This window comes from Kitasatospora sp. Ki12 (assembly GCF_054601375.1).
Map to the genome: position 1 here is coordinate 2,595,280 of NZ_BAAIHT010000002.1, position 15,671 is coordinate 2,610,950.

General features: G+C 72.3%; 12 protein-coding genes and 1 pseudogene. 9 read left to right on the forward strand and 4 right to left on the reverse strand.

The window, feature by feature from the left end; translation table 11 throughout:
- Positions 1-6 precede the first annotated feature (6 nt).
- On the reverse strand, positions 7-957 hold the full coding sequence (locus ACYP53_RS29060; RefSeq protein WP_459649581.1) for a hypothetical protein: 951 nt from the start codon (positions 955-957) through the stop codon (positions 7-9).
- Positions 954-1,550: an ATP-binding protein gene (locus tag ACYP53_RS29065; RefSeq protein ID WP_459649582.1), complete on the reverse strand. Its 597-nt coding sequence runs from the start codon at positions 1,548-1,550 to the stop codon at positions 954-956. Before ACYP53_RS29065 ends, ACYP53_RS29060 begins: the two co-directional genes overlap by 4 nt.
- 217 nt (positions 1,551-1,767) lie before the next feature.
- Here ACYP53_RS29065 and ACYP53_RS29070 point away from each other — a divergent pair, with 217 nt between their 5' ends.
- Positions 1,768-3,144 (forward strand): Tat pathway signal protein, encoded by a 1,377-nt coding sequence (locus ACYP53_RS29070; RefSeq protein ID WP_459649583.1) that lies wholly within the window; start codon positions 1,768-1,770, stop codon positions 3,142-3,144.
- 41 nt (positions 3,145-3,185) lie between these two features.
- Entirely contained in the window at positions 3,186-3,674 is a 489-nt protein-coding gene (locus tag ACYP53_RS29075; RefSeq protein WP_459649584.1) for an SAM-dependent methyltransferase, read from the forward strand.
- A 353-nt stretch (positions 3,675-4,027) separates the two neighbouring features.
- Here the strand turns inward: ACYP53_RS29075 and ACYP53_RS29080 are convergent, their stop codons facing one another.
- On the reverse strand, positions 4,028-6,883 hold the full coding sequence (locus ACYP53_RS29080) for a DEAD/DEAH box helicase (protein ID WP_189921086.1): 2,856 nt from the start codon (positions 6,881-6,883) through the stop codon (positions 4,028-4,030).
- A 252-nt stretch (positions 6,884-7,135) separates the two neighbouring features.
- Between ACYP53_RS29080 and ACYP53_RS29085 the strand changes: the two genes are divergently transcribed.
- Together ACYP53_RS29085 and ACYP53_RS29090 are read left to right on the forward strand one after the other, a co-directional pair.
- Positions 7,136-7,510: a hypothetical protein gene (locus ACYP53_RS29085; protein ID WP_189920878.1), complete on the forward strand. Its 375-nt coding sequence runs from the start codon at positions 7,136-7,138 to the stop codon at positions 7,508-7,510.
- 30 nt (positions 7,511-7,540) lie between these two features.
- Positions 7,541-7,864, forward strand: a pseudogene (locus ACYP53_RS29090) (ArsR/SmtB family transcription factor); the annotation flags it as partial.
- A 58-nt stretch (positions 7,865-7,922) separates the two neighbouring features.
- Here ACYP53_RS29090 and ACYP53_RS29095 read toward each other — a convergent pair.
- Positions 7,923-9,095: an aminotransferase class V-fold PLP-dependent enzyme gene (locus ACYP53_RS29095; RefSeq protein WP_459649585.1), complete on the reverse strand. Its 1,173-nt coding sequence runs from the start codon at positions 9,093-9,095 to the stop codon at positions 7,923-7,925.
- Between the two features lie 97 nt (positions 9,096-9,192).
- Here ACYP53_RS29095 and ACYP53_RS29100 point away from each other — a divergent pair, with 97 nt between their 5' ends.
- From ACYP53_RS29100 to soxR, 5 genes are all read left to right on the forward strand, one after another.
- Entirely contained in the window at positions 9,193-11,283 is a 2,091-nt protein-coding gene (locus ACYP53_RS29100; RefSeq protein ID WP_459649586.1) for a S9 family peptidase, read from the forward strand.
- 100 nt (positions 11,284-11,383) lie between these two features.
- Positions 11,384-11,761 carry a YrdB family protein gene (locus ACYP53_RS29105; protein WP_459649587.1) on the forward strand — a complete coding sequence of 126 codons (378 nt, stop codon included), beginning with the start codon at positions 11,384-11,386 and terminating at the stop codon, positions 11,759-11,761.
- Positions 11,762-11,930: 169 nt separating this feature from the next.
- Positions 11,931-12,308, forward strand: a complete 378-nt coding sequence (locus ACYP53_RS29110; protein WP_459649588.1) for a DUF2568 domain-containing protein — start codon at positions 11,931-11,933, stop codon at positions 12,306-12,308.
- Positions 12,309-12,520: 212 nt separating this feature from the next.
- Positions 12,521-14,893: an immune inhibitor A domain-containing protein gene (locus tag ACYP53_RS29115; protein ID WP_459649589.1), complete on the forward strand. Its 2,373-nt coding sequence runs from the start codon at positions 12,521-12,523 to the stop codon at positions 14,891-14,893.
- A 315-nt stretch (positions 14,894-15,208) separates the two neighbouring features.
- Complete coding sequence (gene soxR / locus ACYP53_RS29120; RefSeq protein ID WP_189920898.1) at positions 15,209-15,664, forward strand: redox-sensitive transcriptional activator SoxR; 456 nt, start codon at positions 15,209-15,211, stop codon at positions 15,662-15,664.
- The last annotated feature ends 7 nt before the right edge of the window (positions 15,665-15,671 follow it).

Sequence of the window (15,671 nt, forward strand, 5' to 3'; positions counted from 1 at the left end):
CGGCTGTCATCCCGGCCCCCAGTTCCACGGGACAGAACGAGCACCGCGCAGGCACGCGATGCGGTGAGCAGCCTGTCGACGGGTACCGGTGTCGAGGTGAGCGCGGCGCACCGTGTCCATCACCGCGGTGAGTACGACGGTGTCGCGCACCACTTGGTAGCCCGACCAGGCACCGATGTACGGGTGGTTCAGGGGCTGGTCGTCCCGCTCGTACGAGAGGTAGGTGTCGGCGTAGGTCCTGTGATCCTCGCGCTGGCCGGTGAGTAACTCGGAGCGCCAGCGGGCGGCGACCAAGTCCCACTCCCGGTGGCCGCGCTGGAGGGGGCGGCGCAGCAGGAGCCCGACGTGGACTCCGTCGTCGTGGCAGGGGGCCATGCGGAGGGCGCCGAGGATGACGGCGTCCGGTGTCGGCCAGTCGAGGTAGGCCCACTCCTCGTGCAGCTGGGCTGCGCGCTCGCGGAGGAACCAGCGGGCAGCGTCGTTCAGAGGAGCCGCGTCCAGGCCGTCCAGCAGGCGGCCGAACGGGTCATGCTCCCTGAGCCACGGGGCCGCCCTGGGGTCGATCCGGTGCGTGAGGGCGGTAACCCATGCGGACAGGGACGTGTCGGCACCCGGCTTCCCGGGGTCCCGCCAGAAGGTCACGGCCCGGCCGTCTGCGGACACGTGGACGTCAGTGTTCCAAGGGGAGGTGACGGCGACCTGGTGCTGCCGAAGGAGCTCCGCGCCCTTGATGAGCGCTCGGGCCTCGTCCACGTCGGGGTGCACGAGGGCGAGCACCTGCGAAGCCGGCAGCGACCAGAGGTGGTTCGGACTGTCGCTGACCAGTTCAGCCCGCCGAAAGTCGGCGGCGATGGCAGCGCAGGCCCGTGTCAGCGCCTCGAATGATGCTCCGACGTCCAGCCTGCGGGCCGGGGTGGTGGTCTTGAGCAGCGTTCCGGTGCGCGCCCCGACACTCATGGTTCGACCCTCGGGCGCGGAGTGGACGGATGGACCGGACGGGAGGTCGGTCCGGTACGTACCGGAACGGAAGCGGCGCTTCGCCCCGCTCTGGACGGCCGGTGCCTGAACTCCCGTGCCGTGGTGTCCGAGCACAGCACCCCGATCTGCCGGCCGATCTGCTCGACCATGGCGGTCGGCGGCCGAACCGGATCAGGCAGCTTGATCTCGGCCCAGATCTCCTTGCCGCCCTCGGGAAGGTCTCCGACACCGAGCTGGGACGCCACCGCCATGACCAACCTCAGGCCACGTCCGCAGGTCGCCTCGTCGCTCGCCGGTCGGCACTCGGGCCTGCCGCCACCCGGGTCGGTCACGGACACGCGCAGCACGCCCGGGGCGTACGCCAGAGAGGCGGTCAGTTCCACGTCCGGCCGGTCGCCGCCGCAGCCGTGCAGGACGGCATTGGTACCGAGTTCGGACAGCACGAGCCCGACGTCGTCCACCACGTCGCCGCACTGCCGGTCGTCCAGGTCGAGGCCGAGCAGTAGGACGGCCGCCTTCGCCCAGCGGCGGAGCTCGCCGATCCGTTCCCGTTCGGCGGGGAACCTCGTCATGATGATGCGTGATCCAGGCTCCATTGAGGGCGCCTCACTCACTCGGGGTCGGGGTTGTCGGAAGACAGGCCGTACCGCTGCCCGAACGCGACGGGACATTCGCGGTGCGGCCTGTAGCTGCCTTGCACGAACAGCAAACCGCCCGAGTTCGCTGGGAGTAAGGTGTTGGACACCGTCCGTTGTTAAACCGGTTAAACGGCACCGCCAGGAGACCCCCATGGGGCGTACTCGCCAACCCAATGAGCGGCTGGGGCAGCTCATCCGGGAAGCAGGTCGGCCGAACGAAGCCCTCGCCCGGGCCTTGTGCGCCGTCGCGGCCCGCCACGACGATCCGGCACGACCGAGCCGGGTGTCCGTCACGCAGTGGGTCCGCCAAGGTGTGATGCCGTCCGGAAACATCCCGCGATACCTCGCGGAGGTGCTCTCCCATTGGCTGAACCGGGACATCACCTTGGTAGCGATGGGGCTGGGGGACGATCAACCGGACCTGTGTGACTGGAGCTTGGATACGCTGAAGGCCCTGGCGGCTCTTGGACGGATCGACGTTGACGTGGAACGCAGACAGCTCCTCCGCACGCTCACGTACTCGCTCGGGGCGCTGAGCGTCCCGCCTGCGAGTTGGTGGGAACACATGGCCCGCACCAACAGCCGCGGTATCACACAGCGCCGTGCCGGCCAGGCCGATGTGGACGCCGTCCGGGAGATGACGAAGCTGTTCTCCCAGCTCGACCAGCGCCGTGGCGGCGGGCACGGACGCACGGCCGTCGCGCAGTACCTCCTCACTGACGTCGGAGAGTTCCTCCAGGGCACCTTCGCCTCCGACCAGGTTCGGCGGGACATGTTCTCCGCGGCATCCGAACTGGCCTACCTGGCAGGGTGGACAGCGTTCGACAACGGCGAGCACCCCACGGCCCAGCACTACTACACCGTCGCCGTGAAGCTGGCAGCCGAGGCCGATGACCCTGCGATGGCCGGCCATGTCCTGCGCGCCATGGCCCATCAAGCGGTCGACCTCGGGAAGCCGCACCACGCCGTGAGGGTCGCCGAGGCGTCCATGGCTGACAACCGGTACGGGCTCGCCAGCCCGCGCGAGCGCTCCCTGCTCGGCGTCGTACACGCACGCTCTCTCGCCGCTGCGGGACGCACCGCGGAGGCGAACGCCGCGCTTCTCCGGGCCGAGCTCGATCTGTCCGCAGCCTCGCCCGGTGACGAGGAGCCGGCCCGGGTGTTCTTCTTCGGCGAGGCCTCCTTGGCACACGAGACGGCGTCGGCGTTGCGCGACCTCGGCGACTTGGAGGGTGCGGCAAGGGAGTTCGAGCGCAGCGTTGCGACCCGTAAGGCCTCCTCCTTCACCAGGACCCACGCGGTCACGCTCGGCCACCTGGGCCTCGTGAAGGCCCGACAGCACTCCATCGAGGAGGCCTGCGCGATCTGGTCCCGGTCGCTCGATGCCATGCAGACCGTCCGATCCGCCCGCACCCGCGACGTCGCCCTGCGAATCCGCGGTGCGCTGTCCCCCTACCGTGGACGGAAGGTGCCGACCATCGACGCCGTCGACAGGCTCGCCACCGACTACCTGGCGGCAACCATCTGACCCGCCGTCCCGGCGCGGTTCGTTCACAGGAGGGGAAGCACATGGGTGAGGTCTTCGGTGTGGAAGCGCTCGGACACGTTGTGGGGGGCCGAACGGAACCGACAGACGACTACTGGGGTGGGACCCGCGCGATCATCCGGCTCGACGGCGACAGGTTTCCGCTCGACGCGACGAAGGGGCTGGACGAGTTCTCCCACCTCGACGTGATCTTCCGGTTCCACAAGACCGACCCCGCCGACCTGAACTTCGGCGCGCGCCGCCCCCGGGACAACCCCGACTGGCCCGAGGTCGGCGTGTTCGGTCACCGGAACATGCGGCGCATCAACTGGCTCGGGTCCTCCCGCTGCCGGCTCCTCAAGGTCGACGGCCTGGACCTGCACGTCGAGGACCTGGACGCCATCGACGGCACCCCCGTCCTCGAAGTGAAGCCCTGGTTCGAGGAATTCGGCCCGCGCGGAGAGGTTCGCCAACCCGCGTGGACCACGGCGATGCTCCACGACTACTTCGCGCCGGCGCCCCCCGCGTCCTGACCGTCTCCATGGGAAGTCGACCGTATCGACTTCCTACGCAGTCTCCCGCATGTCCGTTGCCGCTTCGGCTCTGCCGAAGCGGCAACGGAAGGAACCGCTTTCATTCACCCTGCCCCTGCCCCCGCCACCGGCGGGGGCAGGGGCATTTCTGCTATGTGAAATGGAAGCAGTGAGGCGATGCCGAAGCCGCACAGGAAGGAGGGGTGGGGGGTGGGGGGTGGGGGGTGGGGGGTAGGGGCAAGCCAGGGCCGAAGGCTTGGCTTGCCCTCACCGGTCACCGGTGGGGCCGCCCGCTGCGCGATGCCGAAGGGGCCCGCACGAAGGGTTTCGTGCGGGCCCCCGTTGGGGTCGTGCTAGCCGACCGAGGAGTAGGCGATGATGCCTCGGCGGAGGCTGTCGACGGCCTTGCGGGCGGTCTTGCGCAGGTCGGCGTCCTCGCCGGCGGCGTCCTGGATCTGGCCGAGGACGTCGATCAGCTGCTTGGTCCAGCGGACGAAGTCGCCGGCCGGCATCTCGGCGTCGCGCAGGACCTGGTCGAGGTCGTGGCCGAGCGACCAGCGGTAGGCGACCCAGGCGAAGCCCAGGTCGGGCTCGCGCTGGCCGACGCCCTCGGCGGTGTTGATCCGGTGCTGCTCCTCCAGGGCGTCCAGGTGGCCCCAGATGCGGACCATCTGGCCGAGCGCCTCCTTGGCCGCGCCCTCCGGGACCCGGGGGGCGCCGGCGTCGTCGGACTGCCGGGCCTCGTACACCAGCGCCGAGGCGCAGGCGGCGAGTTCGGCGGCGGCGAGGCCGCTCCAGACGCCTTCGCGGATGCACTCGGAGGCGAGCAGGTCGAGTTCGCCGTAGAGCCGGCCGAGCCGCTTGCCGTCGTCGGTGACGGTGTCGCCACGCAGGTAGCCGAGGTCGGTGAGCAGTGCGCAGACCCGGTCGAAGGTGCGGGCGATGGTGTGGGTGCGCGAGCGCATCCGGCGTTCCAGCAGTTCGGTGTCGCGGTGCAGCCGATGGTAGCGCTCGGACCAGCGGGCGTGGTCCTCCCGGTCGGAGCAGCCGTGGCAGGGGTGCTGGCGCAGTTCGGTGCGCAGCCGGGTGATCTCCGGGTCGTCGGCGGCGGCCGCGCGGCCGCGGCGGAACCGGTCGGGCTCCAGGTGGCCGGCCTTGGTGCGCAGGGCCGAGGCGAGGTCGCGGCGGGACTGCGGGCTGCGCGGGTTGAAGGACTTGGGGATGCGGAGGCGCTCGATCGCGGCGACCGGGTGCGGGAAGTCGATCATGGCGAGCCGCTTGACCTGGCGTTCGGCGGTGAGCACCACCGGGCGCGGGCCGTCCTGGAAGTCGGGGTGGCGCCGGTCGCCCCGGCCGGAGCGGTCGACCGGCGGCAGGCCCGGGTCGAGGACCAGGGCGAGGCCGGCGAACTTGCCGGTGGGCACGTGGATGACGTCGCCCGGCTTGAGCTGCTCGATGGACTCGACGGCGGCCGCGCGGCGCTGGCTGGTGCCCTCGCGGGCCATCTCGTTCTCGCGGTCCTTGAGCCGGCGGCGCAGTTCCATGTACTCGTCGAAGTCGCCGAGGTGGCAGGTCATCGACTCGCGGTAGCCGTCCAGGCCCTCTTCGTTGCGCTGCACCTGGCGGGCGAGGCCGACGACCGAGCGGTCCGCCTGGAACTGGGCGAAGGAGGTCTCCAGCAGCTCGCGCGAGCGGTGCCGGCCGAACTGGGAGACCAGGTTGACGGCCATGTTGTAGGACGGCCGGAACGAGGACTTCAGCGGGTAGGTGCGGGTGCCGGCCAGGCCGGCCAGCGCCTCCGGGTCGAGGCCGCGCTGCCAGAGCACCACGGCGTGGCCCTCGACGTCGATGCCGCGCCGCCCGGCCCGGCCGGTCAGCTGGGTGTACTCGCCGGGGGTGATGTCGGCGTGGGTCTCGCCGTTCCACTTGACCAGCTTCTCCATGACCACCGAGCGGGCGGGCATGTTGATGCCGAGCGCCAGGGTCTCGGTCGCGAAGACGGCCTTGACCAGGCCCTTCACGAAGAGCTCCTCGACGACCTCCTTGAACCGGGGCAGCATCCCGGCGTGGTGGGCGGCGATGCCGCGCTCCAGCCCGTCCAGCCACTCGAAGTAGCCGAGGACGTGCAGGTCCTCGTCGGGGATGTCGGCGCAGCGCTCCTCGACGATCGTCCGGACCAGGGCGCGGTCGGAGTCCTTGTTGAGCCGCAGGCCGGAGCTGAGGCACTGCTGGACGGCGGCCTCGCAGCCGGCCCGGCTGAAGATGAAGGTGATCGCGGGCAGCAGGCCCTCGGCGTCGAGCCGGTCGATGACGTCGACCCGGCCCGGCGTCCAGACCTTGCCGGGGCGGCCGTTGGGCATGGAGCGGCCCCGGCCGCGGCCGAAGCGGTCGCGCGGGTTGCGGTCGACCTCGGAGCGGGCGAGCCGGACCAGCTCGGGGTTGACGGCCTTGCCGGGGTTCTTCAGGTTGTGCTTGGGGCGGCCGTCCCGGTCGGGGTCGGCGAACAGGTCGTACATCCGGTTGCCGGCCATCACGTGCTGCCACAGCGGCACCGGGCGGGTCTCGGAGACGATCACCTTGGTGCCGCCGCGCACGGTGTCCAGCCAGTCGCCGAACTCCTCGGCGTTGGAGACGGTCGCGGAGAGCGAGACGAGGGTGACCGACTCGGGGAGGTGGATGATGACCTCCTCCCAGACGGCGCCGCGGAAGCGGTCGGCGAGGTAGTGCACCTCGTCCATCACGACGTAGCCGAGGCCGTTGAGGGTGCTGGAGCCCGCGTAGAGCATGTTGCGCAGCACCTCGGTGGTCATGACCACCACGGGTGCGTCGCCGTTGACGGTGTTGTCGCCGGTGAGCAGGCCGACCTTGGCGGCGCCGTAGCGCTTGACCAGGTCCCCGTACTTCTGGTTGGAGAGCGCCTTGATCGGCGTCGTGTAGAAGCACTTGCGCCCGGCGGCCAGGGCGAGGTGCACGGCGAACTCGCCGACGATCGTCTTCCCGGAGCCGGTGGGAGCGGCGACCAGGACGCCCGAGCCGGATTCCAGCGTCTCGCAGGCCTCCAGCTGGAAGTCGTCCAGCGGGAAGTCGTACAGCTGCTGGAAGCCGTACAGGGCGGTGGCCTGCTCCTTGGCCCGGCGACGACTGGCCGCGTACGCCTCGGCGGGGCTGAGCTCCTGATCGTCCTGGGGCTCTGGATCGGGGGTGTTCATCGCCGTCCGGGTGTGGTTGGTGTGATCTGGCATCTCAGCGAGAGGTTACCCGGGAGGAGTGACATCGATAGCACCGTTTTTCCGTGCGAGGAGATCACTCCTCTCTCAGATCCATAGTTGCAAATGTCTTCAAGCGATCGCGGACCGGTCGACTTCGAACGTCTTCGATCATCGCCGGTGGACCGCCGCCCGATCTCCCTACCTTCGTCGTCACAGCCACCAAACAGCCACCAACCCACGGGAGGAACCGCGATGGCGAACCTGGAGACGTCCCTCAAGGAGGCCATGTCGATCGACGGCGCCATCGGCGTCGCCCTGGTCGACTACGGCAGCGGCATGGCGCTCGGCAGCCTCGGCGACGGCGGTGAGCTCGACCTCAACGTCGCCGCGGCCGGGAACACCGACGTGGTCCGCGCCAAGATGCGGGCGATGGAGATGCTCAACCTGCACGACAACGCGATCGAGGACATCCTGATCAGCCTCACGAACCAGTACCACATGGTCCGGCCGATCACGACGCCCAGCGGACGCGGCCTGTTCCTCTTCCTGGCGCTCAACCGCGAGCGCTCCAACCTCGCGATGGCCCGCCACCGGCTCAAGCTGATCGAAGGCTCGCTGGAGATCTGAACCGGCACCGACACCAGGAAGGGGGGCCTCGTGACGGTCGCGCTCTACCAGGCGAAGGCCGAGTTCTTCCGGATGCTCGGCCATCCCGTCCGGATCCGGGTGCTGGAACTGCTCCAGGCCGGGCCGACGCCCGTCCGCGGTCTGCTCGCCGAGCTGGAGGTCGAGCCCTCCAGCCTCTCCCAGCAGCTCGCGGTGCTGCGCCGGTCCGGCATCGTCACCGCCACCCGGGAGGGCGGCACGGTGGTCTACGCGCTGGCCGGCGGGGACGTCGCGGACCTGCTGCGGGCGGCCCGGCGGATCCTCACCGGGCTGCTCGCCGACCGCAACCTGCTGCTCGCGGAGCTACGGGCGGCCCCGGAGCCACATACGGACCGTGGGCCTCGTGCAGACCCGCAGCCGGAGAACCGCCCCGCTAGCCCTTCAGCACCGCCGCCAGCCCGTCCGCCAGCCGCTCGTACTCCCCCGGCCGGTTGTACAGCTGCGCGCTGATCCGCAGCACCCCGCCGCCGGCCCAGGGGCGGACGGCGATCCGGGTGCGCAGCCGCCGCCACACCTCGGCCATCAGCGCCTTGACCTGCGGTTCGGTCTCGCCGTGCCCGGCCGGCAGCCGGACGGTGCGCATCCACACCCCCGGCGTCGCGGGCAACGGTTCCAGGCCGGCCCGCTCGGCGAGCGCCCGCTGGCCGTACGCGGCGAGCGCGGCGTTGTGCGCGGCCACCGCCGCCGGGCCGAGGGCGCGCAGCAGTTCGAAGCCGGCCGGGGCGGCCAGCCAGGGCGTGTAGTCGCAGGTGCCGCGCCACTCGACGTTGCCCGGGAAGCCCTTGTCGTGTTCCCAGGAGAGGGCCAGCGGGCGCACCCGGGCGGTCCACTCGGGGCGGACGGCGAGGACGCCGGTGGCGCGCGGGGCGAAGGCCCACTTGTGCAGGTTGCCGAACCAGAAGTCCGCGTGCGGGTCGGCCGGGGCGGGCAGCATGCCGGGCGCGTGGGCGCCGTCCACGACGGTGGTCACGCCGCGGGCGCGCAGTTCGGCGAGCAGGGCGGGGCCGGCCACCAGGCGGGCGGTGGGCGAGGTGAGCTGGTCCAGGACGGCGACAGTGGTGCGGGCGTCCACGGCGGCGAGCACGGCCTCCCGGACGGCCCGTTCGTCCGGGGCGTCCAGCGGCACCGGCGCCACGACCAGTTCGGCGCCGGTCTCGGCGGCCTTGCGGGCGGCCGCCTGGGTGACCGCGCCGTAGCCGTGGTCGGTGACCAGGATCCGGTCGCCGGGGGCGAGCGGGAGGCTGTCCAGGGCGATCGCGACCGCCTCGGTGACGTTGGCGACCAGGGCGAGCCGGTCCGGGTCGGTGCCCAGCTCGGCGGCGAGGACGGTCCGGGCGGCGGCGATCCGGGCCGGGAGGTCGGCGAAGAAGCCGTCCGGGTCGAGTTCGTGCTCGGTCCGCAGCCGTTCCTGGGCGCGCTGCACCGGGACGGGCACGGCGCCGTACGAGCCGTGGTTCAGGTGCGCCGCGTCCGCCGACACGCTGAACAGCCCGTCGGCGGCGGGCAGCGGGGCCGGGGGTTCGACGGTCCGCAGGTCCTCGGTCACGGTTTCCTCCGTTCGCACGGCACACCCCACGTGGTGTGTGACATTTCACATGACAGACTACTGGTCGGGGCACGCACCGCGCGACCACGATCGGGCCGTGACCATCACCGACGCCTTCCTTGCCCTCAGCGCCCGCACCGGCCGGTTCACCCACGGCGCGCCCCGCGCCTACACCCTCGCCGAGGACGGTACCCGGCTGCTGCTGCTCCGCTCGGCCGGCCCCGAGGACCCGGTCGAGCGCCTCCACCTGCTCGACACCGCCACCGGCGAGGAGCGGACGGTCGCCGACCCGGCCGCGCTGCTGCCCGGCCGCACCGGCCGCCGCGACGACCTGCCCGCCGTCGAGCGCCGGCTGCGCGAGCGCACCCGGCTGGTCGCCGCCGGGATCGGCGGCTACGCCGCCACCGCCGACCTCGCGGTGGCCGTCTTCACCCTCGACGGCCGGCTGTTCCGCACCGACACCGCCACCGGCACCAGCGACGAACTCCCCACCGCCGGGCCCGCGTTCGACCCCCGGCCGGACGCCACCGGCCAGCGGGTGGCCTACGTCGCCGACGACGCCCTGTACGTCACCCCCGGCCCCGACCCGCTCTCCCCCGCCGACGGCGCCCGCTGGGGCGTCGCCGAGTTCGCCGCCGCCGAGGAGCTCGGCCGCGCCCGGGGCCACTGGTGGCGCCCGGACGGCGGCGCGCTGCTGGCCGCCCGGGTGGACGAATCCGCCCTCCCCCGGCGCTACTTCGCCGACCCGGCCCACCCCGCCGAGGCGCCCGAGGACTTCGCCTACCCGCAGGCCGGCGGCCCCAACGCGGACGTCCAGCTCTGGGTCCTCGGCCTCGACGGCGGCCGGGTCCGACTCCACTGGGACGCCGACGCGTTCCCCTACCTGTGCGCCGCCTCCTGGGCCTCCGACCACGAGCTGCTGCTCACCGTCGCCGACCGGCTCCAGCAGAACGTGCTGCTCCTCACCGCCGACCCGGCCACCGGCCGGACCCGCGAACTCTCCCGCACCACCGACGAGTTCTGGGCCGACGACCTGCCCGGCACCCCCGACCGGCTGCCCGACGGCCGGCTGCTCACCGTCCACGACACCCCGCACGCCCGCGGCCTCGCCCTGGACGGCAAGCCGCTGGACACCACCGGGCTGCAGATCCGCCGGGTGGTCGGGCGGCTGCGCGGCCGACTGCTCTGCGAGACCGGCCAGGGCGACCCGGCCGACCAGTACGTCCACCTGATCGACCCGGACGGCGGCGCCCCCGAACTCCTCACCACCGGGCCCGGCGTGCACTCCGCGCTCGCCGCCGCCGACACCCTGCTGCTCACCTCGGCCTCCGCCGACGGGATCCACCGCCGCGTCCTGCGCGGCGTCCTGCCGAGCGACCTGGAGGACGGAGCCGAACTCCCGCTCACCGACCTGAGCGCCGCGCTGCCCTACCCGGTCCGCCCGCGCCTCGCCCGGGTCACCGACCGCGGCCTGCCGACCGCCGTGGTGTACCCCCGCGACCACGTCCCCGGCCGCCGGCTCCCCGTCCTGCTGGACGTCTACGGCGGGCCCGGCTACCAGGCCGTGGCCGCCGAACCGCGCCGCTGGCAGCTCCGCCAGTGGTGGGCCGACCAGGGCTTCGCCGTCGTCACCACCGACAACCGCGGCACCCCGTTCGTCTCCCCGGACTTCACCCGGGCGATCTTCCGCCGCTTCTCCGAGGCCGCCCTGGACGACCAGGTCGACGCCCTGCGCGCGCTCGCCGCGCACCACCCGGACCTCGACCTCGGCCGGGTCGGCGTCCGCGGCTGGTCGTACGGCGGCTACTTCGCCGCGCTCGCCGTCCTGCGCCGCCCGGACGTCTTCCACGCCGCCTGCGCGGGCGCCCCGCCCACCGACTTCCGGCAGTACGACACCGCGTACACCGAGCGCTACCTCGGCCTGCCGCAGGACAACCCCGAGGGCTACGCCGCCGACTGCCTGCTCGCCGACGCACCCGGCCTGACCAGGCCGCTGCTGCTGATCCACGGGCTGGCCGACGACAACGTCCACCCCTCGCACACCCTGCTGCTCTCCCAGGCGCTCACCACGGCCGGGCGCCCGCACGCGGTGCTGCCGCTGCCGGGCGTCACCCACATGACCCCGGACGGGATGAACGAGCGACTGACGCTGGCCGAACTCTCCTTCCTCCGCGCCGCCTTGGGCTGATCCGCGGGCGCCGGTCCATTGCGCCCGCCCGGGCCGGACTGCGACACTCCGCGTGTTCGCCGCCCGGCCCGGGCGGACCAGCGGAACGGGGAGAGCGCGGATGAGGATCGACAGACCGGGACCGGTCGGACAGCGGCAGTGGACCCCGCTGACCGCGGGCAACGCGGGCCTCGCCTTCAGCCTGGAGCTCGCCATGCTGGCGGCGCTCTGCTACTGGGGCTTCAAGACCGGCTCCACCCTGGCCGTGCGGCTGCTGCTGGGGCTCGGCGCACCGGCCCTGGCGGCCCTCATCTGGGGCCTGTTCCTGGCCGCGGGCGGCCCGACGTACCGGCTGCCGCTCCCCGCGGAGATCGTGCTCAAGCTGCTGACGCTCGGCACCGCCGGGCTGGCCCTGTACGCCACCGGGCGGACCGCCCTCGCGGTGGTGTACGGCGCGCTGGTGGTGGTCAGCGTGGCCGTCGAGTACACCACCCGCTGACGGCAACGGAACTGAGGAACCGGCAGGTCGGAGGCATCGACCGGCAGCCGCGGGAAGATCCGTTGAGTTCGCCCGGCCGGGCTGGGACACTCCCGTCAGACACGCCCCATACCGCCGTCCGGCCCCGGGCGGCGCGCGAGGCGGGGGACGAGGCGGGGAGAGCGCGCGGATGACGATCGACAGACCCGGCCCGAGGGAGCGCCGACTGCGCCGGTCACTGGCCCGGACCGGCACCGAACTCGGCTTCGGGGTACAGCTCGCGAGCCTGGCCGCGCTCTGCTACTGGGGCTTCCGCACCGGCGACGGCCTGGGCGTCCGGCTGCTGCTGGGGCTCGGCGTCCCGGCCGCGGCCCGGGCGGTCTGGGACGTGTTCCTGGCCGAGCGCCGGGCGAAGGTCGAACTGCCGCTCGCCGCCCGGCTGCTGCTCAAGCTGGTGCTGCTCGGCGCGGGGGCGGTGGCGCTGTACGCGACCGGACTGACCACCCTGGCGGCGGTGTTCGCGGCGCTGGTGGTGTTCAGCCTGGCGCTCGACTTCAGCAACGGCTAGACGAGGCCCACGGAAAGGGGCCCACCGACAGAGGCCCACCGAAAGGGGCGCCGCACCTCCGGGTGCGGCGCCCCTTCCTCTTGCCCCGGAATCTCCACGTGCCCCGGACCCCTTCCACGTGACCCGTGACATGTGAAATATTACCTGCGCTTCACCGGCCCATGCCACGAAGCACCCCCAGACACCCCCATCCCCCGGAAAGGACCGGTCAGTTGCGCAGACTGTCCGCGGCCCTCGCAGCAGCGCTCACCACGAGCGCGATAGCGGCCACCCTGCTGGGCACCCCTGCCCAGGCCGCTCCCCCGCCGCCCCTCACCGTCACCTCCGCCGCGGCGGCCGGCTCCGCCCCGCAGGGCGCCGAGGCCCCGCCCGCACCGCTCGTCCCCCAGGAACGCGAGCGCCAGGCGCTCCGCGGCAAGGCCCTGGAACAGCTCAACAAGGGCGCCGTCGCCAAGAGCGCCGACAAGCGGGCCCCGGCGAAGGTGCGGATCGGCGACGACTACGTCCAACTGGCGCACCAGCGCACGGACAAGGTCTTCGTGATCCTCGCCCAGTTCGGCGACCAGGTCGACGACTCGACCCAGTGGAACGGCCAGCCCCGCTACGGCGGCACCCCCGGCCCGCGCCACAACCTGATCCCCAAGCCCGGCTCGGACGACAACCACACGCTCTGGTCCAAGGACTTCGACCGCGCGTACTACCAGAAGATGTTCTTCGACGACGCGCCCGGCGCGGTGTCGATGCGCAACTACTACCGCACCCAGTCCTCCGGCCGGTACGACGTCGAGGGCACCGTCAGCGACTGGGTCACCGTCCCGTACAACGAGGCCCGTTACGGCAGCAACAAGGGCCCGCAGGGCTCCGGCGCCTGGACCCAGGGCCAGGAGTTCGTCCGGGACGCCGTCAAGGCCTGGTACGACGGCGAGGTCGCCAAGGGCCGCTCCACCGCCGACATCAAGGCGCAGCTCGCCCAGTACGACGTCTACGACCGCTACGACCACGACAAGGACGGCGAGTTCAACCAGCCCGACGGCTACCTGGACAACGTCATCGTGGTCCACGCCGGCGTGGACGAGACCTGGGGCGGCGGCGCCCAGGGCGCCGACGCGCTGTGGGCGCACCGCAGTTGGGCCTTCCCGGACGCGACCGGGCAGACCGGCCCGGAGGGCGACAGGATCGGCGGCGCACCCGTCGGCGACACCGGCCTCTACGTCTACGACTACGTCCAGGGCGGCGAGAACAGCGGCGTCGGCCTGTTCGCCCACGAGTACGGCCACAACCTCGGCCTGCCCGACCTCTACAGCACCAGCGGCGGCGACAACAGCGTCAACTTCTGGTCGCTGATGTCCTCCGGCTCATACCTGGGCAAGGGCCCGAACACCACCGGCGGCTACCCGGGCGACCTCGACGCCTGGAGCAAGCTGCAGTTCGGCTGGCTCAACTACGACGAGGCGCAGGCCGCCACCCGCTCCAGCCACGCCCTCGGGGTGAGCAGTTACAACACCGACCAGGCGCAGGCCGTCCTGGTGCACCTGCCGGACGGCACCACCAGCACCGACCTCGCCGACCCGTACGAGGGCGGCAAGCAGTGGTGGAGCGACACCGGTGACAACCTCGACAACTCCCTCGCCCGGGACGTCGACCTGCGCACCGCCGCCGGTCCGGCCGCACTGGACGCCGCGGTCTGGTACGACGTCGAGCAGGACTACGACTTCCTGACCGTCGAGGCCTCCACCGACCAGGGCAAGCACTGGACCGCCCTCGGCGGCACCGTGGACGGCGCGCCGATCGGCAACACCAGCGCCAACACCCCCGGTCTCAGCGGCACTTCGGGCGCCTACCGGAAGCTGCACATCCCGCTGGACGGCTACCTCGGGCAGCAGGTCCGGCTGCGCTTCCACGTCACCTCGGACGGCAACACCCACGGCAAGGGCGTGCTGGTGGACGCCGTCAAGGCCACCGCCGGGGGCACCGAGCTGTTCGCCGACGGCGCCGAGAACGGGGCCGGCGGCTGGACGGCCAACGGCTTCACGGCCATCACCGGCCGCGCCGCCGTCAAGCAGCACCCGCGCGCCTACCTCGCCGAGAACCGCCGCTACAGCGGCTACGGGGCGTTCCTGAGGACCGGGCCGTACAACTTCGGCTACACCGGCGTCGCGGGCAAGGCCAACGTGGTCGACACCTACCCGTACCAGGAGGGCGTCCTGCTCTGGCTCTGGGACACCTCGTACGGCGACAACAACACCAAGGACCACCCCGGCGGCGGGCTGATCCTGCCGATCGACGCCCACCCGGCGCCGATCCGCTTCGCCGACGGCACCCTGGTCAACGGACGGGCGCAGACCTTCGACGCCACCTTCTCGCTCAAGCCGACCACGCCGTTCACCCTGCACAAGGGCGGGGTCGCGGTGCGGATCCCGGCCGAGCCGGCCGTCCCGGTCTTCAACGACCACAGCGGGGTGTACGCCGACCCGGCCACGCCGCAGCTGACCGTGAAGGTGCCGGACACCAACACGAGGATCGAGGTCGTCCGGGAGTCCCAGGGCGGGCGGATCACCACCGTCCGGGTGGGCCCGGCCTCCTGAGCCGGTCGTGAGCGGGCCCCGGATCCCCCCGACGAAGGGGATCCGGGGGCCCGCTTCACGGGGTGCCCACGCCCAAGGATCGGCGCCGCCCACAGCCGAGGACCAGCGCCGCCACCGGGGAGCTCGCGAGGAGCGAGGCCGCGGCGGCGTACCGGCGGGAGAGGAGTTCGCGCCGGACGCCGGAGGCACCCTCGGACGGCGACTGCGCTGGGTAACTTTCCTGCTGGGGACCGGTCGTGCCGGTCCTCGCGGCGGCGGATCCGGTCGTGTCGGGTACCGTAGGACTTCAAGAGAGCTTGAAGTCAAGGAGCCGTCATGACCACCGCACCGGTCGACCTGCTGAGCGTCGGGGAGGTGGCCCGGCGGGCCGGGATCGCCACCTCGGCGGTGCGCTTCTACGAGGACCAGGGGCTGATCAGCTCCGAGCGGTCGACCGGCAACCAGCGCCGCTACCGGCGGCACGTGCTGCGCCGGATCTCGCTCATCCTGGTCGCCAAGCGGCTCGGCATCCCGCTCAGCGAGGTCGCCGAGGTGTTCACCGGCCTCCCGGAGGACCGGATGCCCGGCAAGCACGACTGGGAGCGGATCTCCCTGCGCTGGGCCGAGCAGCTGCGCGCCCGTCGCCTCGAACTGGAACGGCTGGAGGACGAGCTGACCGGCTGCATCGGCTGCGGCTGCGTGTCGCTGCGCCGCTGCCGGGTGCTCAACCCCGGCGACGAACTGGCCGCCGAGGGGCCCGGCCCGCGCCGGCTGCTGCCGCACGAGGACTGATGGAACC